This window comes from Frankia sp. Allo2 (assembly GCF_000733325.1).
Lineage (GTDB): Bacteria > Actinomycetota > Actinomycetes > Frankiales > Frankiaceae > Frankia > Frankia casuarinae.
Genome location: NZ_JPHT01000014.1, coordinates 45,775 through 70,577, shown reverse-complemented (window position 1 = coordinate 70,577; position 24,803 = coordinate 45,775). Strand labels below are relative to the sequence as shown.

At 72.2% G+C, this 24,803-nt stretch carries 16 protein-coding genes; 8 read left to right on the top strand and 8 right to left on the bottom strand.

Going from position 1 to position 24,803, the window contains the following annotated elements; translation table 11 throughout:
• The first annotated feature begins 7 nt into the window (after window positions 1-7).
• The 6 genes from ALLO2_RS11930 to ALLO2_RS11905 all read left to right on the top strand — a co-directional run bounded on the left by ALLO2_RS11930 (window position 8) and on the right by ALLO2_RS11905 (window position 10,857).
• Window positions 8-859: a sulfite exporter TauE/SafE family protein gene (locus ALLO2_RS11930; protein ID WP_035732060.1), complete on the top strand. Its 852-nt coding sequence runs from the start codon at window positions 8-10 to the stop codon at window positions 857-859.
• Between the two features lie 258 nt (window positions 860-1,117).
• Entirely contained in the window at window positions 1,118-2,377 is a 1,260-nt protein-coding gene (locus tag ALLO2_RS11925) for a type IV toxin-antitoxin system AbiEi family antitoxin domain-containing protein (protein WP_232235051.1), read from the top strand.
• A 92-nt stretch (window positions 2,378-2,469) separates the two neighbouring features.
• Window positions 2,470-4,452, top strand: a complete 1,983-nt coding sequence (locus ALLO2_RS11920) for a methylmalonyl-CoA mutase subunit beta (protein ID WP_035732057.1) — start codon at window positions 2,470-2,472, stop codon at window positions 4,450-4,452.
• Window positions 4,452-6,716, top strand: coding sequence for a methylmalonyl-CoA mutase (scpA, locus tag ALLO2_RS11915; RefSeq protein WP_035732054.1), 2,265 nt, complete (start codon window positions 4,452-4,454; stop codon window positions 6,714-6,716). Before ALLO2_RS11920 ends, scpA begins: the two co-directional genes overlap by 1 nt.
• A 39-nt stretch (window positions 6,717-6,755) precedes the next feature.
• Window positions 6,756-7,838 (top strand): methylmalonyl Co-A mutase-associated GTPase MeaB, encoded by a 1,083-nt coding sequence (gene meaB / locus ALLO2_RS11910; RefSeq protein ID WP_049761101.1) that lies wholly within the window; start codon window positions 6,756-6,758, stop codon window positions 7,836-7,838.
• 292 nt (window positions 7,839-8,130) lie between these two features.
• Window positions 8,131-10,857, top strand: a complete 2,727-nt coding sequence (locus ALLO2_RS11905; protein WP_035732167.1) for an Hsp70 family protein — start codon at window positions 8,131-8,133, stop codon at window positions 10,855-10,857.
• A gap of 190 nt (window positions 10,858-11,047) precedes the next feature.
• Here the strand turns inward: ALLO2_RS11905 and ALLO2_RS11900 are convergent, their stop codons facing one another.
• Entirely contained in the window at window positions 11,048-13,582 is a 2,535-nt protein-coding gene (locus ALLO2_RS11900; protein ID WP_035732042.1) for a WD40 repeat domain-containing serine/threonine protein kinase, read from the bottom strand.
• Between the two features lie 181 nt (window positions 13,583-13,763).
• On the opposite strand from ALLO2_RS11900, the gene ALLO2_RS11895 reads away from it, so the two are divergent.
• Complete coding sequence (locus tag ALLO2_RS11895; protein WP_023840798.1) at window positions 13,764-14,582, top strand: class I SAM-dependent methyltransferase; 819 nt, start codon at window positions 13,764-13,766, stop codon at window positions 14,580-14,582.
• A 106-nt stretch (window positions 14,583-14,688) separates the two neighbouring features.
• Here ALLO2_RS11895 and ALLO2_RS11890 read toward each other — a convergent pair whose 3' ends face one another.
• Both ALLO2_RS11890 and ALLO2_RS11885 read right to left on the bottom strand, forming a co-directional pair.
• A complete protein-coding gene (locus tag ALLO2_RS11890; protein WP_011437385.1) occupies window positions 14,689-15,756 on the bottom strand; it encodes a hemolysin family protein in 1,068 nt (355 codons plus the stop codon).
• Window positions 15,753-17,255 (bottom strand): hemolysin family protein, encoded by a 1,503-nt coding sequence (locus ALLO2_RS11885; RefSeq protein ID WP_035732040.1) that lies wholly within the window; start codon window positions 17,253-17,255, stop codon window positions 15,753-15,755. The genes ALLO2_RS11890 and ALLO2_RS11885 overlap by 4 nt, the downstream gene beginning before the upstream one ends.
• Window positions 17,256-17,731: 476 nt before the next feature.
• On the opposite strand from ALLO2_RS11885, the gene ALLO2_RS11880 reads away from it, so the two are divergent.
• A complete protein-coding gene (locus tag ALLO2_RS11880; RefSeq protein WP_011437383.1) occupies window positions 17,732-18,289 on the top strand; it encodes a DUF4232 domain-containing protein in 558 nt (185 codons plus the stop codon).
• A 96-nt stretch (window positions 18,290-18,385) separates the two neighbouring features.
• Here the strand turns inward: ALLO2_RS11880 and ALLO2_RS11875 are convergent, their stop codons facing one another.
• The 5 genes from ALLO2_RS11875 to metK all read right to left on the bottom strand — a co-directional run bounded on the left by ALLO2_RS11875 (window position 18,386) and on the right by metK (window position 24,317).
• Window positions 18,386-19,579 carry an acetyl-CoA C-acyltransferase gene (locus ALLO2_RS11875; RefSeq protein ID WP_035732037.1) on the bottom strand — a complete coding sequence of 398 codons (1,194 nt, stop codon included), beginning with the start codon at window positions 19,577-19,579 and terminating at the stop codon, window positions 18,386-18,388.
• Between the two features lie 140 nt (window positions 19,580-19,719).
• Window positions 19,720-20,967, bottom strand: a complete 1,248-nt coding sequence (locus ALLO2_RS26390) for a TAXI family TRAP transporter solute-binding subunit (RefSeq protein WP_035732034.1) — start codon at window positions 20,965-20,967, stop codon at window positions 19,720-19,722.
• Window positions 20,910-22,247, bottom strand: a complete 1,338-nt coding sequence (locus ALLO2_RS25585; protein ID WP_051875121.1) for a toll/interleukin-1 receptor domain-containing protein — start codon at window positions 22,245-22,247, stop codon at window positions 20,910-20,912. The genes ALLO2_RS26390 and ALLO2_RS25585 overlap by 58 nt, the downstream gene beginning before the upstream one ends.
• 143 nt (window positions 22,248-22,390) lie before the next feature.
• Window positions 22,391-22,867, bottom strand: a complete 477-nt coding sequence (locus tag ALLO2_RS11860; protein WP_035732031.1) for a DUF309 domain-containing protein — start codon at window positions 22,865-22,867, stop codon at window positions 22,391-22,393.
• A gap of 244 nt (window positions 22,868-23,111) precedes the next feature.
• Window positions 23,112-24,317, bottom strand: coding sequence for a methionine adenosyltransferase (gene metK / locus ALLO2_RS11855; RefSeq protein WP_011437378.1), 1,206 nt, complete (start codon window positions 24,315-24,317; stop codon window positions 23,112-23,114).
• Window positions 24,318-24,803: the final 486 nt, after the last annotated feature.

Here is a 24,803-nt window from a genome sequence, read left to right as displayed (position 1 = left end):
AGGACACGTGGGACCAGCCGATGCCCTGCTCGCGGGCGGGGCGGGTCTGCTCGCGGGCGCGGNGAACACGATCGCGGGCGGCGGGACCCTGATCGCCTTCCCGGCGCTGCTCGCCACCGGTCTGCCGGCGCTGACCGCCAACATCACCTCATCGGTGGGGCTGGTCACCGGGTACGCCGGTGGGGCGCTGGGCTACCGCCGCGAGCTTGCCGGGCAGGCCGTCCGGCTGCGTGCCCTGGGACCGCCGGCTCTGCTCGGCGGTCTGGCCGGCGCCGTTGTGCTGCTGGCCACGCCCTCCGACAGCTTCCGGGCGCTGGTTCCGTACCTGGTGCTGGTCTCCTGTCTGCTTCTGGCGGCTCAGTCCCGGCTCGCGGCCGTGGTGGCACGCCGGAGAGCCAGCACGGCGGCGGGTGGCGGGCCGCCGGAGTCGGCGCCATCCGGGCCATCCGGTTCGCCCGCGGCCGCATTGCTGTCGCCCGCCTCCGGTTCGCTCGCCTCCGACCGGGTGACCTGGCCGACTCGGCTCGGGATCTTCGTCGCGGGAGCCTACGGATCGTATTTCGGCGCGGGGCTCGGGGTGCTGCTCCTTGGGGTGCTGGGCATTCTGCTCACCGACGACCTGCAGCGCACCAACGCGCTGAAGACGCTGCTCGCGTTCGGGGCCAACGCGGTGGGAGTGGCGGTCTTCCTGGTCACCGCGAAGGCCTCGTGGGGGNTCGCCGGCATCCTCGTGGTCGCATCCCTGCTCGGTGGGACGATCGGTGCCCGGGTGGCCCGCCGGCTACGACCGAACGTTCTACGTGGCGTGGTCATCACGCTCGGTGCGACCGTGGCGATCGCGTTGCTGATCCGTGGCTGACCAGCCGGCCGTCCGTCGAACCGGCCGTCCGTGGACTATCTTACGTTATCGGACGGTGCACGCCGTCGTTATCGTACATTCGCGCAAGCAACTCGGCCAGGTAGCGGCTACGCTTCCGAAGCCAGCTTGAGGAAATGGTTCCGGTGACAGCCGGCTGGGTTACCGCTGGGCCCTACGTTCGTCGTCCTCCTGTGAGGAGTTATCCACAGGTGGCCTGTGGCGCTGGATTACCGGGGCTACCTGATGGATTCTCGGTCCATGACGTTTTCCGCTTCGGCCTCGTCCCCGCCGACCCGTCCCGTGCGCTATCCCGGTTTCGACCCCGCGGTCCGCATCGCCGGTCGCCAGGGGGGTGCGATCACCTACCGGCAGGCGATGGCCGCTGGGTTGACCCGCGGCCAGCTGCGCCAGCTCGTCCACTCTGGCCAGTGGAGCCATCCGGTGCGCGGTGTCTTCGTCGTACCTCTCGGCCCGACGGAGCTCCCCGGCTCCGTCAACGACGTCCCGCGGCCGGGGGACCGGCGGCGCGCCGAGCATTCTGAAATCCGGGAGAAGGAATCCGCCGGACTTGTCCGTAACGACGTCGCGCGCCGACGAAGAAAGCGCCATGGTGCCATCACCGCGGGCCCCGGACACGCGGCGTCGGTCGTCGGCGGTGAAAATACAACGCCGATTCTCCCGGTCTTCTTCTCGCCATTTTCTGCACGGGTAAGGGCCGCGCTCATCGGGCGTCCCCGAGCCGTCGTCTGCGGGATCACCGCCGCCCGGCTCCACGGTTTTCCGCTCGAGGTTCCGGAAAGCTCCGCCGAACCCGTGCACCTTCTTCTTCCGGCTCGGCAGACCCGGGCCCAGCCGCGCGGGATCCGGCTGCACTTCAGCGATCTCGACGTCGACCAGCGCGTCGAGTTGGGTGGGATCCCACTCACCTCGCCGGAGCGGACGCTGGCGGATCTCGTGCTGGCCGCCCAGTCGCGTGAGGTGGCGGTCGCCCACCTGGACGCAGCCCTGCACCGCGGCCTGGTGCCGAGCCTGGCGGGGGCACGGGCGGCCGCCGAGGGGCGGCGCGGTTTCCGGCAGACGACCGACTGGTGGTCGCTGGCCGACGGCCGGGCCGAGACCCCCCTGGAGACCCGGCTGCGGCTGCTGCTGGCCGACAACGGGCTCGCGCCCGTGGAATTGCAGTGGCCGGTCATGGACGGGACCGGTCAGATCATCACCCGGCTGGATCTCGCCTGGCCGGCGCAGCGACTCGACGTGGAGGCGGACACCTTCTCGGCCACCAGCCCGCCGGCGATGATCTACCAGGACCGTCATCGCGGCAACATCCTCGCCGCGTTGCGCTGGACGGTGCTGCGCTTCAGCGTGGCCGACGTGACCTGGCATCCGGAGCGGGTCGTCTCGGCGGTGACCCGGGTCCTGGCGGCGCGGGCGGCCGAGCGGGCCGAGGCGTCCAGAGCGGTCGCTGAGGCGTCCGCCGCCGGCACAGCCGCGGTGGCTGAGCGGCTGTGGGCATCGTGAGCAGGGACACGATCCGGCGAAACGCGCGCAAGGCGTTGTGACGGGAAGTACATTCCAGGCCGCCTGGGTCCCCCGGGCCTACGATCCGGAACATGAGCGTTCCATCGGCCGGGTTGTCGCTGGCCGCAGACTTTCCGGAGGCGACGCGCGCCGATTGGCAGACGCTCGTCCTGCAGGTGCTGCGCAAGTCCGGCGTGGCGACCGAGGCGACTACTCCCGGCGAGGTCGAGGAGCTGTTGGCCACGCGGACCTACGACGGTCTGCGGATCCGTCCGCTCTACACCGCCGAGAACACCCCCGCCGGCGGGGTGGGCCTGCCGGGGTTCGCCCCGTTCGTGCGGGGTGGGCGGGCGCAGGGCGCGGGCACCGGCGGGNGGGNTGTCCGCGCGCTGCATGACAACCCCGATGCCACGCTCGCCGCCGAAGCGGTCCTCGCCGATCTGGAGAACGGCGCCNCCTCGCTCTGGCTGCGGCTGGGGCCCGCCGGTCTGCCGATCGGCGGGCTCGGCGCGGNGCTGCGCGAGGNCTACCTCGACCTCGCGCCGATCGTGCTGGACGCGGGGGAGCTCACCGCCGCGGCCGCCGAGGAGTTCTTCGGCCTCGTCGCCGCCCGCGGCCTGCCCGGTTCGCAGCTCACGGGCAGCCTCGGCGCCGACCCGATCGGTCTGGCCGCGCGGACCGGCCTGCCGGCCGGCGGCCCGGTGGGCCTCGCCGAGGCGGTGTCGCTCGCCGGCCGGTGCGTGCGGGAGTTCCCCGGGATCCGCGCCCTCGTCGTCGACGCCCAGCCGTACCACCGCGCGGGTGGCAGTGACGCCGAGGAGCTTGGGGCGTCACTGGCCACCGGCGTCACCTACCTGCGGGAGCTCACCGAGGCCGGCCTGAGCCTTGCCGAGGCGCTCGCCCAGATCGAGTTTCGCTACGCGGTCACCGCCGATCAGTTCTCCTCGATCGCGAAGCTGCGGGCCGCCCGCCGGATGTGGTCACGGGTCGCCGAGATGTGCGGCGCTGAGCCGGCCGACCGGGCCCAGCGTCAGCACGCGGTCACCTCGGCGGCGATGATGACCCGCCGGGATCCCTGGGTGAACATGCTGCGCACGACGCTGGCCTGCTTCGGCGCCGGTGTCGGCGGCGCCGACGCGGTCACTGTCCTGCCGTTCGACACGCGCCTCGGCCGGTCCGACGACTTCTCCCGCCGGATCGCCCGCAACACCCAGGCCCTCCTGCAGGAGGAGTCGAGCCTGATCCGGGTGACCGACCCGGCCGGTGGCTCCTGGTACGTCGAGTCGCTCACCGCCGGGCTCGCCGAGGCGGCCTGGGCCTGGTTCACCGAGATCGAGCGGGCCGGCGGGATCGTCGCCGGCCTGCGGTCCGGGCTCGTCGCCGAGCGGATCGCGGCCACCTGGGCGACGCGCTCCGACGCGATCGCCCACCGGCGGGACCCGATCACCGGGGTGAGCGAGTTCCCGAACCTGGGCGAGAAGCTCCCCGAGCGGCCCGCCGTGCCCGCCGCGAGCCCCGTGCCCGCCGCGAGCCCCGTGCCCGCCGCGAGCCCCGTGCCCGCCGCGAGCCCCGCCGGCGCCGGCGGGGAGGCCGCCACGGCGGTGGGCGCCGGGCTGCCGGAGGTCACCTACGACCTCACCTTCGAGGAGCTGCGCGCCCGTTCCGACGCGCACTTGGCGGCGACGGGCGGCCGGCCTGTGGTCTTCCTGGCCACCCTGGGCAGCGCGGCGGCCTCGACCGCGCGCGCCACCTTCGCCGCCAACCTGTTCCAGGCGGGCGGGTTCGAGACTCCGACGTCCGGCCCGGGCACGGACCCGGCGTCGATCGCGGCGGCGTTCAGCGCCTCCGGGGCCACCGTGGCCTGTCTGTGCTCGGCCGACAAGGTATACGCCGAGCACGCCGGGCCGGTCGCCGAGGCGCTGCGGGCCGCCGGGGCGAGCCGGGTGTGGCTCGCGGGCCAGGCCGGTGCGCGCGCGCGGACCGACGCCGCCGCGGGCATCGGCGGGTACGTGTTCACTGGATGCGACGCCGTCGCCGTGCTGCGGGCGGCGCTCGCCGAGGTTGGGGTGGCCTGATGTCCACGGACAGCTCGCAACGTGCCACGATGATCCCGGACTTCTCCGCGGTGGAGCTGGGCACCACGCCGGCCGGGGCGGACACGGCGGAGGGTGAGTGGCGGGCCGCCCNGGNGGNGGCGACCGGCAAGGACGCCGACGCGCTGACCTGGGATACCCCCGAGGGCATCGCGGTGAAGCCGCTCTACACCGCCGCCGACACCGCGGGCCTGGACTTCCTGGGCACCTACCCGGGGATCGCGCCCTTCCTGCGCGGCCCATACCCNGCGATGTACGTCACCCAGCCGTGGACCATCCGCCAGTACGCCGGGTTCTCCACCGCCGCCGCGTCGAACGCCTTCTACCGGCGCAACCTCGCCGCCGGGCAGAAGGGCCTGTCGGTCGCCTTCGACCTGCCGACCCACCGCGGCTACGACAGCGACCACCCACGGGTCACCGGCGACGTCGGCATGGCCGGCGTCGCCATCGACTCCATCCTCGACATGCGCCAGCTGTTCGACGGTATCCCGCTGGACAAGATGAGCGTGTCGATGACCATGAACGGCGCCGTGCTGCCGGTGCTGGCGCTCTACATCGTCGCGGCCGAGGAGCAGGGGGTGGCCCCGGGGCAGCTCGCCGGGACCATCCAGAACGACATCCTCAAGGAGTTCATGGTCCGCAACNCCTACATCTNCCCGCCGCAGCCGTCGATGCAGATCATCTCGGACATCTTCTCCTTCACCTCGCGGCGGATGCCGCGGTTCAACTCGATCTCGATCTCCGGCTACCACATGCAGGAGGCCGGGGCGACGGCCGATCTGGAGCTCGCCTACACCCTGGCCGACGGGGTCGAGTACATCCGGGCAGGGCTGGGCGCGGGGCTGGACATCGATGCGTTCGCACCAAGGCTGTCGTTCTTCTGGGCGATCGGCATGAACTTCTTCATGGAGGTCGCCAAGCTGCGCGCGGCCCGGCTGCTGTGGTCGCGGCTGGTCAACCAGTTCACCCCGAAGAGCGCCAAGTCGCTGTCGCTGCGGACCCACTCGCAGACCTCGGGTTGGTCGCTGACCGCCCAGGACGTGTTCAACAACGTGGTGCGCACCTGCGTGGAGGCGATGGCCGCCACCCAGGGGCACACCCAGTCGCTGCACACCAACGCCCTCGACGAGGCGCTGGCCCTGCCGACGGACTTCTCGGCCCGTATTGCCCGCAACACCCAGCTGCTGCTGCAGCAGGAGTCCGGCACCACCCGGGTGATCGACCCGTGGGGCGGCAGCTACTACGTCGAGCGGCTCACCCACGACCTGGCCCGCCGGGCCTGGGAGCACATCGACGAGGTCGAGGCCTCGGGCGGCATGGCGCAGGCCATCGACGCTGGGATCCCGAAGATGCGTATCGAGGAGGCCGCCGCCCGCACCCAGGCCCGCATCGACTCCGGCCGCCAGCCGCTGATCGGAGTGAACAAGTACCGCGTCGACGCGGACGAGGGCATCGAGGTGCTCAAGGTCGACAACTCGGCGGTGCGCGCCGAGCAGATCGAGAAGCTGCGCCGGCTGCGCGCCGACCGTGACCCGGCCGCGGTGGAGGCGGCGCTGCACGCCCTGACCGCGGCGGCCGACGCGGCCCGCGACGGGCGCCGCGGCCCCGGGCTGGAGCAGAACCTGCTGACGCTCGCCGTCGACGCGGCCCGGGCTCAGGCGACGGTCGGGGAGATCTCCGACGCGCTGGAGAAGGTCTACGGGCGTCACGCGGGCCAGATCCGTACCATTTCCGGGGTGTACCGGGACGAGGCGGGACCCGCCGGTAACATCGTCGCCGCCCGCGAGGCCGCCGCCGCCTTCGAACGCGCCGAGGGTCGCCGGCCCCGGATCCTGGTCGCGAAGATGGGCCAGGACGGTCACGACCGCGGCCAGAAGGTGATCGCCACCGCGTTCGCCGACCTCGGCTTCGACGTGGACGTCGGCCCGCTGTTCCAGACCCCGGCCGAGGTCGCCCGCCAGGCCGTCGAGGCGGACGTCCAGATCATCGGCGTCAACTCGCTGGCCGCCGGCCACCTCACCCTGGTGCCCGCGCTGCGCGAGGAGCTCGCCGCGCTCGATCGGCCCGACATCCTCATCGTGGTCGGCGGGGTCATCCCTCCCGGCGACTTCGACGAGCTGCGGGCCGCCGGCGCCGCCGCGATCTTCCCGCCCGGCACGGTCATCGCCGACGCCGCGCTGGACCTGCTCGCGACCCTGTCGGCCCAGCTCGGTCNCCCCGCTCNCCCCGCTCNCCCCGCGGCCTGACCCGCCCCGAGTGACGGCAGATCCGGCATGGTATCCGGCATGGTGACCCGACGACCGATCGATCCGGGTGAGTACGCCGACGGGGTGCTGGCCTCGTCGCGGACCTGGATCGCGCGGGCCATCACCCTCGTCGAGTCCACCAGGCCCGACCACCAGGAGCTCGCGCAGCAGCTGCTGGTGACGTTGCTGCCGCACGCGGGCAAGGCCCGTCGGATCGGCATCACCGGGGTGCCCGGGGTGGGCAAGTCGACGTTCATCGACGCGCTGGGCACCATGCTCACCGGGAAGGGAAACCAGGTGGCGGTGCTCGCCGTCGACCCCTCCTCGACGCGTACCGGCGGCAGCATCCTGGGGGACAAGACCCGGATGGCGGCGCTGTCCACCGATCCGGCGGCGTTCATCCGGCCCTCGCCCACCGCGGGGACGCTCGGTGGCGTCGCCAAGGCGACCCGCGAGGCGATGGTCGTCATGGAGGCGGCGGGCTACGACGTTGTCCTGGTCGAGACGGTCGGCGTCGGCCAGTCGGAGACGACCGTCGCCGACATGGTCGACACCTTCCTGTTCCTGACCCTGGCCCGCACGGGGGATCAGCTCCAGGGCATCAAGAAGGGGGTGCTGGAGCTCGCCGACGTCATCGCGGTGAACAAGGCCGACGGGCCGCACGAGCTCGACGCCCGCCGTGCCGCCCGGGAACTCGCCGGCGCGCTGCGGCTGCTGCAGGGCCCCGCCGGTCTCCGGGACTGGAACACCCCGGTGCTGACGTGCAGCGCGGTGGAGCGGACGGGGCTGGACACTGTCTGGGCGCAGATCGTCAAGCATCAGGACACCCTCGACGCCTCCGGCGAACTCGCCGCCCGCCGCCGCCGCCAGCAGGTCGACTGGATGTGGGCGATGGTCCACGATCGGCTGCTCGCGGGCCTGCGGGCCGATCCGGGGGTCCGCGAGATCACTCCGGACCTTGAACGGCGGGTCCGCGACGGCACCCTCCCCCCGAGCCTGGCCGCCGACGCCATCCTCGCCGCGCATGATGGCCTGGCCGCCCACGAGGGCCGGGCCGCGGCACCCTCCGACGCCGCGGAAAGCCGCGACGGAAAGCCACGACGGAAAAGTGTGGAGGGTTAGGAACGGCCCACGGCCGCTGGACTGTGCCTAACCCTCCACAGTTCCGCCCACGGCAGGCCGGTCGGGCCGGGGCTCGGCACCATTCGGCACCGTCCGGCACCATTCGGCAACTCAGGGACCTGCTCACCGGCTCAACGGGAGCCGGAAATATTTTGTCCGCTCCCGGACACAAATATTGCCTGGTCAAACGTCTACGATGATCGTGGTAACGGGAGTGGAAGGATCTCCGGCGGCCGAGCGGAGTACCGTGGCTCCGGTCGCCGTGATGATCGCGTGGGTTTCGGGAGACGCGGTGAGCTATCAGCTGGGTATCGACCTCGGGTCCGCGAACACGATCGTCGGGGTGGCGGACGGAGGCTGGCCCCGCGTGCTCGAACTGAGCGGTCAGCGTCGCCTGCCGTCGGTGATCTACGCCGCCCCGGCCGGTGGCCTGCAGTTCGCGCGCTCGGCGGACCGCCGGTCGCTGGTCGACCCCGAGCGTGCCGCAACCGACCTCCTGCGCCCGCTCGGGGACAGCGGTCCCGTTCTGCTCGGGGGTGCCGCCTACAGCCGGGAGGGGCTGATTGCCCGGTTGGTGTCCTACCTCGTCACGGCCGCCACCGAGCAGCTCGGGTCGGAACCGGACCAGGTCGTCGTGACGTTCCCGACGTTCTGGTCGGCGGCCCGGCGCGAGGTGTTCGCGGACGCCGTGAGCCAGCTCTCCGATGTCACGGTGCCCGTCGCGGCGTTCCCGGCCGCCGACGCGATCGGAACCCTGCTGTCTCACGGCTCCTCGACCCAGACCGTCGAGTTGGTCGGATGGTACGACTTCGGCGCCGGCTTCCTCGACACGGGGATCCTGTCCTTCTCGCCGTTCGGGTTCCAGCTGCTCGGCTTGGCCGCGGGTCTGCGCCACGGCGCCGGCCTCGAGCTCGACGAGCTCCTGGTCGACCGGGTGCTGACCGGCGCGGGTGTCGAGCGTGCGGCGCTCGACCGTTCCGACCCGATGATCCGGACCGCGCTCGGCAGGCTGCGGCGGGAATGCGCGCAGGCGAAGGAGATCCTTTCCGGTGAGGACGAGGNTGACGTTCCGGTCTCCCTTCCCGGAGCCGATACCTTCGTCACGCTGAGCCGGGCGGAGCTGGAGACCCTCATCGGCCCGATTGTCGATGACACAATCATGACCTTTCGCCGGGCGCTCCGCTCGGTGCCGGTGACCTCCGCCGAGCTGTCCCGGATCCTGTTGTCCGGCGGGATCTCCCACCTTCCGCTGGTGGCCCGCCGGCTGCGGGAGACCTTCAGCGGGATCGGCCGGATCGACCACGGTTCGGACGCGGATGTGGCGATGGGCGCGGCACTGCTCGCCGCCGACCTCGCTGACCGGTTCGGCGCCGTCGGCGCCGGGAGTGCACCGGGTGTTCCGGGTGTTCCGGGTGCGCCCGCGGCCTTTGGAGCCGTCGGGGCGGTGACCGCCGGCGGTTTCGGCGCGTCGGGCGAGGTCGGTGACGCCCAGGAACCCTCTGCTCAGGAACCCTCCGACGTCACCGCGGTGATCCGGCCGCCGGACGCCGCGGACCTGGTCTCGCGGCCGCCCTTCCTGTCCGGGCCGAGGGGGCTGTCCGGGCCGAGGGGGTTCGCGGGCGCGGCGGGTCCGGCCGGGATCCGAGGCGTGCCGGAGGCGGACGGCGTGACGGCCGCGGCGACGGTGCTCAGCGGCCCGGACGGCTCCGCGCCGCACGGCTTGGGCGCCGGGGACGACACGATGATCTCCTCGGGTGGCGCGGCGGATTCCCCGCCGCCGGGGATCGTCGTCGGCGGGCCGGGCCCGTCCGACACGTCCGGTCACCGGATCCCACCCGGCCTCATGACGGTGGGCGCCGATCGGGACCACGTTCTGCTCGGGCCGCCGGGGAAGCTCGACCTGCCCTCGGACTTCTCGACGGGCGGTGTGGGCGGCCCGCACGGTGCCTCCGCCGGGGACGGCCGGGGAATCTTCGGCTCCCGGCGGGCCGCGGTCGTCGCCGCCATTGTCGTGGTCCTCTTCCTGGCTCTCGGGACGACCTTCGCCGTGGTGCTGACCGGCCGTGACTCCGGGGCGGGCTCCGGGGCGGATGCGGTGGCCGCCCCGGCGGTCACCGCGTCGCCGGCCCCATCCGCCACCGGCCCGACCGGGCCACCCGCCTCCGCCGCGAACCTCGTCCGGGTGGCGGGATCCTCGGAGGTCGCCCCGATTACCGAGACCGCCTATAACGAATTTCGTCAGGTCCAGCGCAACGTCACCGTCAGCATCGAGTCCACGACGACCGAGGACGGTTTCGCCGCGCTGTGCAGCGGCAAGGCCGACATCGCCGACGCCTCGTTCGAACTCAATCCCGGGTTCATCAAGAACCCCGACTGCGAGAAGAAGGTCGTCGGGTTCGAGGTGGCGCACCACACCCTGCCGATCGTGGTCAACCCGCGGAACACCTGGCTGCACTGTCTGACCCTGCAGCAGGTCAAGCAGGTGTGGGGGGCCGGTTCCGCCGTCACCCGGTGGAGCCAGATCGACCCGTCGTTCCCGGACGAGCCGATCACGTTTGTCGGGCCGCCGCGCGGCTCCGTGCAGGCGCAGGTGTTCAACGCCACGATCAGTGACGCCAGTGACCGGTCCCGCGACTACCGGCAGACCGATCTCAGCGGGGTCGCCAACGACGTGGCCGCCGACCGCTCGGCCATCGGCTACCTCGACTTCCCCACCTACGAGACCTTCGGCACCAAGCTGCGCGGTGTCGAAATCAACAATGGTGACGGGTGCGTCGCGCCGAACGCCGTGTCGGTCGGTACCGGCCTCTACCTGCCGCTGTGCAAGCCGCTGTTCGTCTACGCCCGCACGGACGCCCTGCGCCGGCCAGCGACCGCCGCCTTCCTGCGCTACTACCTGGCGAACGGCCGGAAGATCGCCTTCGACGCGCACTACGTCCCCCGCAACGACGACACGGTCGGGGAGAACGTCGCCAAGCTCGCGAGCCTGACGGCCGGCGTGGGACCCGTACCGGCCTAGCCGCCCCCGCCCCCGACCGCCCCCGCGTGCGGGGGCGGTCACCGGCGAGCGGCCGCGGGTGAGGACCGGGCGTGCGGGTGAGCTCGGCTGTCGGCGTCGCCGGGCCCCGGGGCGTGACGTGCCGGACGGCGCCGGGGAGCGGTCCGCACCGGAGCGGGAGAACGGGCCTTAACCGGACCGGGGAGCGGTCCTAACCGGAGCAGGAGTCGGTGTAGGGGAGGCGGGGAACGAGCCGGCTCCATTCGGCCGGGCTCAGGGCCGCGCCCGGCTTGGCGCAGGCCAGCCGGCGCAGCCTGGCCGGGTCGAGCGTCCCGAGGAGGACCGACCCCTTGTCGGTGGTCAGCGCGACGGTCTCGGTGCCGGTCCCGGCCACCGCCCGGGCGGGTGCGTCCAGGACGCCCAGGGGGGTCATCGGGGGTGTGGGGGCGGAGAGGTCCCAGTAGGCGACCGCGCCACCGCCGTCCGCGCTCACCAGATGATCGTCGGTGGTGAAGGCGACGGCGGCGACGGGGGCGGTGTGGCCGGACAGCCGGCGCAGGACCCGCGGATGGTCGGGATCGCCGACGTCGGAGACCTGCAGGATCCGGTCGTCGCCGCCGGTGGCCAGCCGCCGTCCGTCCGGACTGAACGCGACGGTGTTCACCGCACCGGTGTGGCCGGGCACCGAGGCCGTCTGGACGGGCCTGCGGGGGTCGCGGACGTTCCACAGTTGCACGGGGCCGCCGGCGCCGGCGATGGCGAGGACGGCGCCGTCCGGCCGCAGTGCCACATCCGTCACCGGCCCGGCGCGGCCGATCAGCAACTGGATCGAGACGGGCCGCGCCGGGTCGGCGACGTCCCACAGCCCCACCGACCAGTCCTCGCCGGCGGTGACGAGCAGATGCGCGCTGCTCGACAACGCGAGCCGATGGACCGGCGTGGCCTGGGGGTCGAGCGTGCTGAGCGGCCGGGGGCGCGCCGGATCGGCGATGTCCCATAGCCGGCCGGCGTCGGTCTCCCCACCCGTCGCGAGTCGGGTGCCCGAGCGGTCGAACACGACGCCGTGCGCATGGTCGTTCGCGGAGCCCCCGGTGGTGGCGGTGGGCCGGCCGGCAGCGTCGACCTTCCAGAGGTGGAGGCTGCCGGTGTCGTCGGTGCCGGCGAGGGTCGTGCCGTCCGGGCTGAGCGCGATGTCGGAGAAGGCCGCGGGGCCGGCGGGGATCCGCGCGGCGGTGGACTGGGCGAAGGACGCGAGGACGGCCGCGCGCGCGGCCTCCGTCGGGGCGATCCGGTAGGCCGCGAGGCTCAGCCGGCCGGCCAGGTCCGGTTGCCGGGCCCGCTGGGCCGCCGCGTCCGCGGCCAGGCGCGACGAGATGGACGCGCGGTCGGCCGCCGACACCGGCGACGGGCCACCGCCGCGCGGCACGATGATCAGCACCGTTGCGGCGGTGATCGCGATGGCGAGTCCGGCGACGAGCAGTGCCGTCCGAGACCACCGCAGCCTGGATGGGGCCGGTGGTGATGGGGCCGGTGGTGATGGGCTGGGTGCCGGCGGGTGTGGGGTTCCTGCTGGATGCGGGGGNACCGACCCGGGCTGTCCACGCGGCGGGGNGGNCCGGGCCGGNATCGGCGGCGGGGTCCGGGCTGGGATCGGCGGCGGCGAGGCGACAGGCGGCGGGGACAGCTGGGTGACGGGCATGTCCGCCACGTTCGCGGCGGTACCGCCGGTGCTGCCGGTGCTGCCGGTGCTGCCCGTGCCGCGGGGCGGCGGCTCCGACCTGGGCGCCGACCCCGCGGCGCCTGACGGCCGGCGCCGAGCCCAGCGGCGGGCACGTCCGGTGGGCCCGGCGCCGGGCGGTCCGGACGGTATGGAGCCGGGCTCCGGGCGTGNGGGGAGGGTNCCCCCGCCGATCAGCGCCGTCCGCAGCTCCTCCGCGCTCGGCCGGGCCGCCGGGTCCTTCGCCATCGCGATCTCGACGAGGTTGCGCAACTCGCCGCCAACTCCGTCGAGCCGCGGCGGCTCGTTGACGATGCGGTAGAGAATGGCGTCGATGCGACCGGTGCCGAACGGCGCGTGCCCGGTGGCGGCGAAGATTATGACGGCGCCCCAGGCGAAGATGTCGACCGCCGAGGTGATCGGTGCGTCGAGGATCTGCTCCGGGGACATGTAACCGGGCGTACCGATGGCGTGCCGGACGTTGTGGCTCAGGTCGGTGTCCGCGTTGAACTCGCGGGCCAGGCCGAAGTCGATCACCTTGGGGCCGACCGGGGACAGCAGGACGTTGCCGGGGGTGAGGTCGCGGTGCACGATCCCGGCCGCGTGGATGGCGCTCAGGGCGGTCGTCACGCTGACCGCGAGCTGTTCGAGATCGGCGGGCCGCAGCGGCCCCCGTACGGAGACGCGCCTCGACAGCGTCGGACCCTCGACGAACTCGGTCACGAGATAGGGCTGGGGCCCGTACGGATCAGCGTCCAGCACGGCGGCCGTGGTGAACCGGCGGACCCGACGAGCACTCTCGGCCTCGCGGGCAAACCGGGCGCGGAATTCGGGCCGTTGCGCGAGCTCCGGCCTGATCATCTTGATCGCGACGGCGCTTCCGTCGGGTGCCCGGCCGAGGAAGACGGTGCCCATGCCGCCCTGCCCGAGCCGGCCGATCACCTGGTAGACCCCGAGCCGCCGCGGATCGGTCAGCTGAAGCGGGCGCACGGCGTCGCCGGGCAGCGGAGGTGGCGTCGTCCCCGTCACCGTGCCCCGCTCCCAAGGTGCGCCGAGACCGGCGACCCTCTCAGATATGGCGGATGCCTGGACGGGNGCGGGNGCACAGGCCGAGTATCGCAGTAAGGGATGGAAGATCGCAGTATGGACAGAACCAGTATGGATGGAACATAGCGCAATACCGGCAAAGATGCATGATCTGGGAGGTCCTGTGCTCCGCCGTGCGGCGAAGTTCGACGTGACACTGACCCCGACCTCGCGCTCCCTGCTCGCCCCGGTCTCCGAGGAGCCACGGCGGTTGCTGCTCGACCGGGCCCTTGACGAGTTCGTCGCCGATCTCAGCGCGCTGGATGAGACGGCCGGCACGATGGTGGCCGGGGCGCCTCGTCCGACGATCGACACAGCCATCGACGCGGCGGTCCCCGCGGTGGTCGACGGCACGCTGCTCGTCTCCGGCCAGGAGGTGATGCAGACCTGGGAGGCGCCGTTGATGCGGGCGCTGGCCGCCGAGGTGACCCGGCCGGGCGGTACCGTCCTCGAGGTCGGGTTCGGCCTGGGCCTGTCCGCCGGGTTCGTCCAGGAGATCGGTCCGGCCCGGCACACGATCATCGAGGCGAACCCGGCCACGGTGCGCGTCGCCGAGCAGTGGGCCCGCCCCGCGGGGCGCCGCGGGGTGGAGATCGTCACCGGGCGTTGGCAGGAGACCATGCCCGGCCTCGGCCGGTTCGACGGCATCCTCTTTGACACCTACCCCCTTGACGAGACCGAGGTCGACGAGTACTTCGTGCGCAGTTCCACCTTCGCCGAGCACTTCTTCGCGCACGCCGCCGACCACCTGGCCGACGGCGGTTCGTTCACCTACTACTCGAACGAGATCGACTCGGTGTCCCGGCGGCATCAGCGGGCCCTGCTCCGCTACTTCCGCACCTTCAGCGTGCGCGTCGTTGACGGCCTGCAGCCGCCGGCGGACTGCAGCTACTGGTGGGCGCCGTCGATGGCGGTCATCGTCGCCCGGGACCCCCGCCGCTGATCCCCACCTTGCCTATCCAGAGGGATAAATCAGGCACAAAAGCCTCTGGATAGGCCTGGATAGGCAAGGTAGCCGGGGAGATACGGGAGATACGGGACCGGACGGTTCAGGCGGGCTGGTGGGTGGGGACCACGGCCGTGCGAACGGCGTCGTCGCGGATCTCCCCGACCAGCTCCTCCAGGATGTCCTCCAGCGCGACGAGCCCGAGGACCGTACCGTCGGCGTCGGTGACCCTGGCCAGATGCGCGCCGGAGTGCTGCATTGTCGCCAGTGCCGTCCGCAGGTTGTCGTCGGCGCCGACCCGGGCCAGCGGCCGGATCCACTTGGCCGCGACCGAGCTGGACCGCCGCTCCGGCCGGGTCTCCAGCACGTCCTTGAGGTGCAGGTAGCCGATCAGCCCGCCCTCGGGGTCCCGCACCGGGAAGCGGGTGAATCCGGTGCGCGCGGCGAGCTGCTCGACCTGCCGGGGAGTGACCGCCGGGGACACGGTGACCAGCCCGTCCGGCGGGAGCAGGACGGCACGCGCGGTGCGTTCCTCGAACGACAGCGCCCCGGTCAGCAGGTCGTGCTCGTCCTCGGCGAGCAGACCCTCCCGATGCGACTCCTCGATGAGTCCGGCGACCTCGTCGCGGGTGAAGACGCTCGCGATCTCGTCCTTCGGTTCGACACCGACGAGCCGCAACGACACGGCCGCGATCGTGTTGAGCAGCGCGATGACCGGCTTGCCGCCTCGGACGACTCCGACCAGGAGCGGGGCGAGCAGCAGGACCGCACGCTCCGGCATCGCCAGCGCGATGTTCTTCGGGACCATCTCGCCGACGACCACGTGCAGGAAGGTCACCAGGCCCAGCGCGATGGCGAAGGCCACCGGGTGCAGCAGGGCGGAGGGCATCCCGGCCGCCTCGAACGGCCCGCGGAGCAGATGCGCGACCGCCGGTTCCCCGAGAGCGCCGAGGCCCAGGGTGCAGACGGTGACGCCAAGCTGCGCCCCGGCGAGCATCAACGAGACGTTCTCCATCGCCCCAAGGGTGATCTTTGCCAGTCGTGAGCCCGCCTCGGCCATCGGCTCCAAGTTCGACCGCCGGGCCGAGATCAGCGCGAACTCGGCCCCGACGAACAGCGCGTTCAGCGCCAGCAGGACGACGGTGGCGACGATCGCCAGCAGGTCGGTCATCCCCACCCCGCCCTTCCGGCCGAGGCGGTCTCGGCCTCCTCGGCCCCCTCGGCGGCCGGGTCTGCCGGGTCTGCGGGGTCTGCGGGGTCTGCCGGGTCTGCCGGGTCTGCCGGGTCTGCGGGGTCTGCCGGGTCTGCGCCGGGGCGGCGATCCGCGGGGTCCGCGACCGGTGGATCCGCATCCGTCTCCGGCGTGGCGTCCGTCGGTGCGATCGGGCCCAGACGGATCCGGTCGACCCGCCGGCCGTCCATCCGCTCGACGGTGTACCGCACGCCCTCCACGGCCGCCGTGTCGCCCGCCCGGGGGATGCGTCCCAGCGCCCGGGCCATCAGACCGCCCAGGGTCTGGTAGGTGTCGTCCGCGGGGATGTCGATCCCCGTGACGTTGCGGGCCTCCTCCGGGCGCAGCNGGCCGGAGAGCAGCCAGCTGCCGTCCCGCCGGCGCAGGGCGCGCGGGCTGACCCGGTCGTGTTCGTCGACGACGTCGCCGACGATCTCCTCGATGAGGTCCTCGGCGGTGACCAGCCCGTCGGTGCCGCCGAACTCGTCAACCACGATCGCTATCTGCATGCCGCCGGCACGCAGTGTCTCCAGCAGGGGGTCGAGCAGGATCGTCGAGGGCACGGTCACCGGCGGGACCATCACGTCGCGTACCGGGGNATGGTCCCGGGCGTCTTCGGGGACGGCGACCGCGTTCTTCACGTGGATGAGGCCCACGACGTCGTCGCTGTCCGTGCCGAGTACCGGGAAGCGGGAGTGCCCGGTGCGCCGGGTGAGGGTGATGACCTCGCTGACCGGTTCGTCGGCGTGGATGGTGCGCATGCGCATCCGGGGTGTCATGACGTCCTCGGCGGTCCGGTCACCGAACAGCAGGGAGCGCTGCACCAGCGTCGCCGTCTCGTGGGAGAGGGTGCCGTGCTCGGCGGACCGCCCGACGAGGGAGAACAGCTCCTGAGCCGAACGGGCCGAGGCCAGCTCCTCGCGTGGCGAGATGCCGAGGCGGTGCAGCACCGCGTTCGCCGTGATGTTCAGCGAGCGGATCAGCAGGCCGGTGGCCTTCGTGAAGGCACGCTGGGGAGCCTGCACCGCCAACGCGGTGCCGAGGGGATGGGCGATCGCCAGGTTCTTCGGGAGCAGCTCGCCGTACACCATCGTCAGGCCCGTCGCGAGGACCAGAGCGATCGCCACCGACGCCGCCCGGGCGAGCCCGTCCGAGGCGCCGAGCGAGGTGATCGGCCCCTCGAGCAGCCGTGCGATGGCGGGCTCCGCCAGAAAACCGATCATCAGGTTGGTGACGGTGATCCCGAGCTGGGCGCCGGACAGCTGGGTGGACAGACCGCGCAGCGCGGTGAGCACCCCGCGGGCGCCCCGATCACCGCGTTCGGCGGCCCGCTCCACCGAGGGCCGGTCCACCGTGACGAAAGCGAACTCGGCCGCGACGAAAACGCCGCAGGCGGCCACGAGCACCAGGCTGAGTACCAACAGAAGCGCCTCGATCATCGGTCGACCCCCGCGGGCGCTTCTTCGCGCGTGGGTCGGCCGGAACTACATCCGGCGTCTTCGGAGACTTTCATGATCCCTTCCGGTCGGTGCGGGACGACCCGGCCCGCGGGCCTACCCCGTCACGCGGCAACAACGCGCTTCATAGCCCGTCCGTTTCACGATGACCTCTGGTTGGCGCACGGTCCAGACCCCGAGTGGGCCTCGGTAGAAGATCACTGTGTGGGCCGGCCGGCCAGCCAGTCAGCCAGTCCGGTGCCGTGGCCCGGCAGGCCCGGTACTGGAGAAAGGTCGATCGGCGGGCGTGGGCCGGACGCGATGGTGAGGAACCGGACGCGCCGATGAGAACAAGAGCGCTGGAGCCCGGTATGACGGATCTCCGACGGTGTCACGGAGGGTAGCAGTGGGAAGGGAGTAGGTGACATCACCGGGTGGCTTGCCGGCAAGCCGGCTCGCCGCGCGACGAGGAGGTCGTCATGCACAGGTCTCGTGGGAGGGCTCTTCCGGCGGTACTCGCCCTGGCCGCGACGTCGATCTTCGTCGCCGGATGCGGCGCGGGCCCGGGCGGCGGGGGTACCGCCACCGCGGTGGCGGCTCCGGCGACGTCCGTGGCGGCCCGGTGCCGGACCGCTCAACTCGCTCTGAGCAGCGTCGACCGCCAGGGAACCGCGGGCAGCGACTACGAACGGCTGGTCCTGACCAACATCGGTCACAGCCCCTGCGTGGTACGCGGATTCCCCGGCGTGTCGTTCGTGGACGCGGCCGGCCGGCAGGTGGGCGCGGCGGCGGAGCACACGGGGCCGGCGGGCGCGCCGGTGCGGCTCGTGCCCGGGGGTGCCGCGACGGCGGTCCTGCGCATCCTGCATCTCGGCGTGGCGGAAAGCTGCACGCCTCCCTCGGGGACCGCGCCGGTCGCCGCGCTGCGCGTGTACCCGCCGGGGAACACCGAGGCGCTGCGGCTGAGCGGCCCGGACACGCAGGCATGCCGGGATCCCGCCGTGCGGCAGCTCACCGTGGCCGCGTTCACGGCGTGAGGGCCGGCTCCCACGGTGCACCGGGCGCGGACCAGTGGACCGATACCGGCTAGGCCGATACCGGCGGATCGGCCGGNGGAGGNCGGCCGGNGGNGGTCAGAGCCGTTCGATGATGGTGGCGTTGGCCATGCCGCCGCCCTCGCACATCGTCTGCAGGCCGTAACGGCCGCCGGTGGCCTCCAGGTAGTTGAGCATCGTGGTGAGCAGGCGGGTGCCCGATCCGCCCAGCGGGNGGCCCAGCGCGATGGCGCCCCCGCGCGGGTTGAGCTTCGCCGGGTCGGCACCGGTGTCGCGGGCCCACATGAGCGGCACGGGCGCGAACGCCTCGTTGACCTCGAAGGCGTCGATGTCGTCGATGCTCAGACCGGCGCGCTTGAGCGCCTTGCGGGTTGCCGGGATCGGCGCGGTCAGCATGAGCAACGGGTCGTCCCCGGCGAGCGCGAACGTGTGGAACCGGGCCCGTGGCCGCAGGCCGAGCTTGTTCGCCCTGGTCTCGCTCATGATCAGGACGGCCGAGGCGCCGTCGGTCAGCGGGGAGGAGTTACCCGGGGTGATGTTCCAGGTGATCTCCGGGAAGCGGGCGGCGTACGCCTCGGTGTAGAAGGACGGCTTGAGCTTCGCCAGCGTCTCGACGGTCGTGGTCGCTCGGACCGTCTCGTCCACGGTGTGCTGGGCTGTCGTGCCGTCCGGAAGGGTGATCTCGACNGGGACGATCTCCCCGGCGAAGNCCCCCGCCGCGACGGAGGCCGCCGCGAGCTGGTGCGACCGCGCGGAGAAGATGTCCAGGTCCTCCCGGTTGATCTTCCATCGGGCGCTGACGAGCTCCGCGCCGATGCCCTGGTGGGCCAGGCCCTCCGGGTAGCGGGCGTGCAGGCTCGGGCCGTTGGGGTCCTTGCCGAAAGTGGTGGAGCCCATCGGCACCCGGCTCATCGACTCCACCCCGGCGGCGATGACGATGTCGTAGGCGCCGGCGAGCACCCCCTGCGCGGCGAAATGGGCGGCCTGCTGGCTCGAGCCGCACTGGCGGTCGATCGTGGTGGCCGGCACCGACTCGGGGAACCCGGCCGACAGCACCGCGGTGCGCCCGATGTTGACGGCCTGCTCGCCGGCCTGGTCAACACACCCGGCGATGACGTCGTCGACCAGCGCCGGATCAAGGTCGTTACGGGCGATCAGTGCCTTCAGCACGGTGGCCAGCAGCTCCACCGGATGGGTCTCGGACAGCGCCCCACCCGGCTTGCCCCGTCCCGACGCCGTGCGTACCCCATCGACGATGACTGCGTTCTCCATGGGTTCTCCCTCGTCACAACCATCACAATGACGGCGGATCGACCGTCGCCCTGCCCGGTACCGCCCTGCCCGTTGCCTGGCGCCTGCCCGGATCGACGCTACGGGCCACCCTCTTGATGGGTCAACAAGTGAACCGGAGGTCAGGGGGTCGGGGCCGGGCATCCCGTCGGATAACCGAGCGCATGTGTATAGTATCTCTCCGCCGCCGGATGTAGCGGGACGTACCGGCAGATGTTGGTCGCGATGAAGGAGCCGGGAGTCGCGAAACCGAGGCGGCGCGCCTGCGCCTGCGCCTGATGAGTGGCCCACAGGGTGGCCTTGAACTCGGCGGAGTGCTCGTCCATCATCCAGGCGGCGAACTCGACCAGCGCGGGATCGGCGTACCTACTGGCGACGATGCCGTTCGGCACCGCGAGGGTCGCTGTCGGCTGGGACGGGATGAGGTTGTAGTCACCCGGCTCGATAGCGGCCCTTGTGAAGACGTTGGCTCCGACATCGAGGTACTGGGAGTACCAGTCCCGCTGGATCGCCGACTGCCAGTCGTCGAGTGGCACGAATTTGATCTTCTGGTAGCTGTCGTTATATTCCTGGACCGCCATCGTGGGAGCGCCCGCCGCCCACAGGACCGCGTCGGCGTGATCCGCGCCGGTGGAGTGAAGTTTCTGGAGCGCCTCGGTTATCCGGTTCCCGGTCACCGGACGGACGACGCAGCCCGCTCCCTTCACCCGGGTGATCTGACGGAACAGCACGGTGGCGATCTGGTGGGTGCCCGAGTCGAGCAGTCCGCTTTCGACCGTCTTGCCGCACAGATCGTCCGCGCTGTGAATGCTGGAGTCGGCCGGGACGATGAGCTGGAGAACGTCGTAATAGATCTGGCCGACGAGGCTCAGNCCCTCGACGGCCCCGCCGGTGAAGTCGCCCCGGCCGTTCTGGGCGTCCACCACCACGTTGAGTTGGGCCAGCGCGAGAGTGCAGCGCCGGTTCTCCGGAACCCCGAGATTCTTGAGGTTCTGGGACGTCCCGCTCGTGTCCGAATCAGGAAAGGCGCGCCACCCGTTGCCGCCGTTCAGCGCCGGATCACTGATGAGCTTCGCGAGTGTGCTCGCGTACTGCGAGTAGGGGGTGCGGGGCTGGCCGGCGATGATCCGTACGGTCGTGCACGTGGTCGCGTGCAGGTTCGCCTTCGCCTCCGTCGCCGCATCGCGCCGAGCCTGTTCCGGTGCCGCCGTCTGCGCTGAGGGCGTGCTCGGGGGCGTGCTCACGAGCATCGGGCTACGGCCGTCTCCGCCGAAGGCCCGGCCGATGAAGACGCCGACGATGGCGGCCAGGATCACCAGGGCGGTGATGGCGATGGGACGCCGTCCCAGCCGCGACCGGGTATTGGACATCGCGGCGACTCCTCGATCCGTGGGACGCTGACGTCGGGCCTTGCGCGGGGCAAGCTCCGGGGCACGTGTCCGCCACTGGGCCGCCGCACCGGGATCCCGGTGCCCCGGATCCCGGTGGTGAGAACCTGGCCGGTCGCGCATCCCGCTCCCACCGCGCTGATCGTCGCATACCAACCATGCCGCGCAGGACGCCGTTGGTCGAGGGCGGCCGATTCTTGTGCCTGATCCCCGAGGGCTACGGGGTAACGACCGATTTGTTCCGAACGCCCGGCTCCGTGACTGCAGCCGGGTCCGGGTCCGCCGGATCGGCCGGTGGCGCTGGGCGGGGTGGGCGCATGGCGATGGTGAAGACGGCCGAAAACGCCGCTGCGCCCAGCACCTCGGCCATGGCCGCCCACGCTCGGCCGTGGGCGATTTCCGCCCCCCCCGAGCGCGCCCACCACGCAGGCCCCACCGACCACCAGCGTCGCGGTACGGTCCGTCGGAGGGAACAGCATGAAGGCCGGGGCGGCCGCGGCGAGCGCGGCGACGAGTGAGCCGACCAGCACTCCGCCGGGGCCGCCGTCCGCCACCTGGAAAGCGATTCCGATGACGATGGCCGCGGCGAGCGTCGGAAGCACGACCCACCCCCGCGTGAGTGCGGTACGGAGGGCGCGGGCCGCCCGGCGCCATCCCGCCACCTCCGGCGGGAACGTGGGCCGTGAGGTGATCGGGCGTTGCGTGGGCGGCAACGGCAGGGTGAGGCCGGTGTCCGGGGTGACGGCGGCGGGGGTGCCAGGTGTACCGGCGGGGNCGGGNTCCNGNGGNTCGGNCCGGGNGCCCTGGGCCGGGGGGAAGCCCGGCCGCTTCTTGGGCGCGAGACCACCTTCTTTTTCCCAGGCCGAGCGGACGTTGCGCAGCAGCTCCTCCCGGGCGGCGTCCTCGTCGTCGATGCCGATGAGGTCGAAGTGGACCACCTGCCGGAGCATCCCGGTAGGGGTGCATTCCGCTATCCGCACCGGGATGAGCTTACGGAGGTTGCCCTCGGGATCGTATTCGAACGCCGCCTGCCATTCTGCCCGGCAGTACGGGGAATTCAGATACTCGGGCGAGAGCACCGCGATCGTGTGCCGGCAGTTCTCCATCCCCTGACCCATGTCCCTGACCCAGTTGCGGCCGGGGCCGATATGCCAGGCCTGGAGAAACACGCGATAACCGACCTCCTGCAGCTGCCAGGCGATCCATTCGGCCCAGTCCCGGTCGCGCTGGCAGTAGCTGATGAAGAAGTCGCCCTGGTCCACCCGATTCCCACCTGTGAAATCCTCCGGACTGCTCGCTCCAGCTGAAGGATGATCGTACCGTCGTTCTAGGATGAATGCCACCGTTCTGCCCCGCCGCGGCGGGGCAGAACGGGCAGGGGCGCGCCGCGGGTGGCGCGGTGGGGTTAACCGACGAGGCGGGGCCCGCCGTCGGCCGGGGCGGTCCGGGCGGNGATGCACGGCAGCCCGGGATGGGCCCGGCCGATGTCGGCGATCCGCAGGTCCACCCAGGCGAGCAGACCGGGAACGGCTACGCCGTGCGGAGGCCGGTCCGCGTAGGGGATGAGGTTCGCCGCGCCGCGCCGCAGCACGGCCACGCCGCCCTTGACGTTGCCGCGGGCCAGATGGGTGACGCCGACGGCGAGCTGTGCCAGCCCACGCCACAGCCCGCGCTCGCCGGGGTCGGTCTCCGGACTCTTCCAGACGGCTTCGAGTACCTCGTGTGCCTGGAAGGGAAGTCCCGCGTCGAGGAGTCGCTGGGCCTCGGCGAGCGCCGCGGCCGGCGGTAGCGGGGCCGAGGAGGCGAGCGGCGGCACGCCGGTCTCGCCGTGGGGAAGGGGGCGGCCAAGCGCGTCCCGGGGCCGTTCCCCGGGCCGGGACACCCCGGACCCTGATTCAGTCGCGGGGTGCGCCCGGGGGACGGGGCGTGTTCCGGGAGGCGGCCGTGTTCCGGACGGTGCGCGTCGCCCGGACCGGTCCGAAGTGGTCATGCGGTCCACTCTGACCGCCTCTCGGGGGTGGCGCCTCCCGTAGCCGCGCGGACCGGGGTCGTCGTCAGGCAAGACCGGGGGCGCGGTGTCAGCGGCTGCCGGTGTCAGCGGCTGCCGGTGTCAGCGGCTGCCGGTGTCAGCGGCCGACGGCGGCGCGCAGCGCGTCGGCGCGGTCCGTGCGCTCCCAGGTGAAGTCGGGCAGCGTCCGACCGAAGTGGCCGTAGGAGGCAGTCTGCCCATAGATCGGCCGTAGCAGGTCAAGGTCCCGGATGATGGCGGCCGGGCGCAGGTCGAAGACCTCCGAGACGGCCCGCGCGATTTCCGGCACCGGCACGGTCTCGGTGCCGAAGGTCTCGACGAACAGGCCCACCGGCTCGGCCTTGCCGATGGCGTAGGCGACCTGCAGCTCCGCCCGCCGGGCGAGGCCGGCCGCGACGACGTTCTTGGCGACCCAGCGCAGCGCGTAGGCGGCCGAACGGTCGACTTTGGACGGGTCCTTGCCGGAGAAAGCACCGCCGCCATGGCGGGCGTAGCCGCCGTAGGTGTCAATGATGATCTTGCGGCCGGTCAGGCCCGCGTCGCCGATCGGGCCGCCGATCTCGAACCGGCCGGTCGGGTTCACGAGCAGCCGGTAGCCGTCTACCTCCAGGCCCAGGTTTTCCTCGGCCAACCGCTTGAGCTCGGGGGCGATGACCTGGTCGCGGATGTCCGGAACCAGGCGGGTGGCCAGGTCGACGTCGGCGGCGTGATGCGCGGACACGACCACCGTGTCCAACCGGACCGGGCGGTCCCCGTCGTATTCGATGGTCACCTGGGTCTTGCCGTCCGGCCGCAGGTAGGGCAGCAGGCCGTCGTGACGCACCTTCGACAACCGCTGGGCGAGGCGGTGGGCCAGTGTGATCGGCAGCGGGAGCAGGTCGGGGGTCTCGTCGGTGGCGTAGCCGAACATGATCCCCTGGTCGCCGGCGCCCTGCTGGGCCAGCGTGTCCTCGCCGCCCTCGACCCGTGCCTCATAGGCCTTGTCGACGCCCTGGGCGATGTCCGGGGACTGGGCACCGATCGAGACCAGCACGCCGACGGTCGCGCCGTCGAAGCCGGTGGCGGCGTCGTAACCGATGTCGGTGAGGGTGCGCCGCACGACGGCGGTCACGTCGACGTGCGCGGAGCTGGTGACCTCGCCGGCCACGTGCACGTGCCCGGTGGTCAGCAGTGTTTCCACCGCGACCCGGGAGGTGGGGTCGCCAGCCAGGAACGCGTCGAGCAGGGCGTCGCTGATCTGGTCGGCGAGTTTGTCCGGATGGCCTTCGGTGACCGACTCGGAGGTGAAAAGGCGACGGGACATGGAAGGATTCCTCGTTTCACAGAACAAGATATGGAACAAGACGATGTTGCGGGAGAAGGTGCCGGCCGCACGGGGACATACGTGCGCGGGTGGAGCTGCGCGGGTGGATCCGCGCGGGTGGAGCTGCGCGGGTGGAGTTGCGCCGGTGGATCCGCGCCGGTACATCCCTACATCCGTGCCGGCACTGGCTGGCCGGCACGGTCATTTCACCAGGGCCGGTGCTCGGGGTCCGGGTGCCGCGTCGGGCTCGTCGACGCCGTCGGATGTCGAACCGCATGCGGACATGCCCTCCGAGTCGGCGGGCGCCGAGGTGAGGAGAGCGGGGTGCTGGCCGCGCCGGCCTCCGGCCGCGCCGGCTCGACGGCCGGCCAGGCCGAGGGAGCGGACCGAAGCGGTGGATCTCGGGAACGCGCTGAGGGCGCGCCGGACGAGCGCGTCCGCCGCGCGGCTCAGCGCGCGGTACAGATGGCGGAACTCACCAGGGAG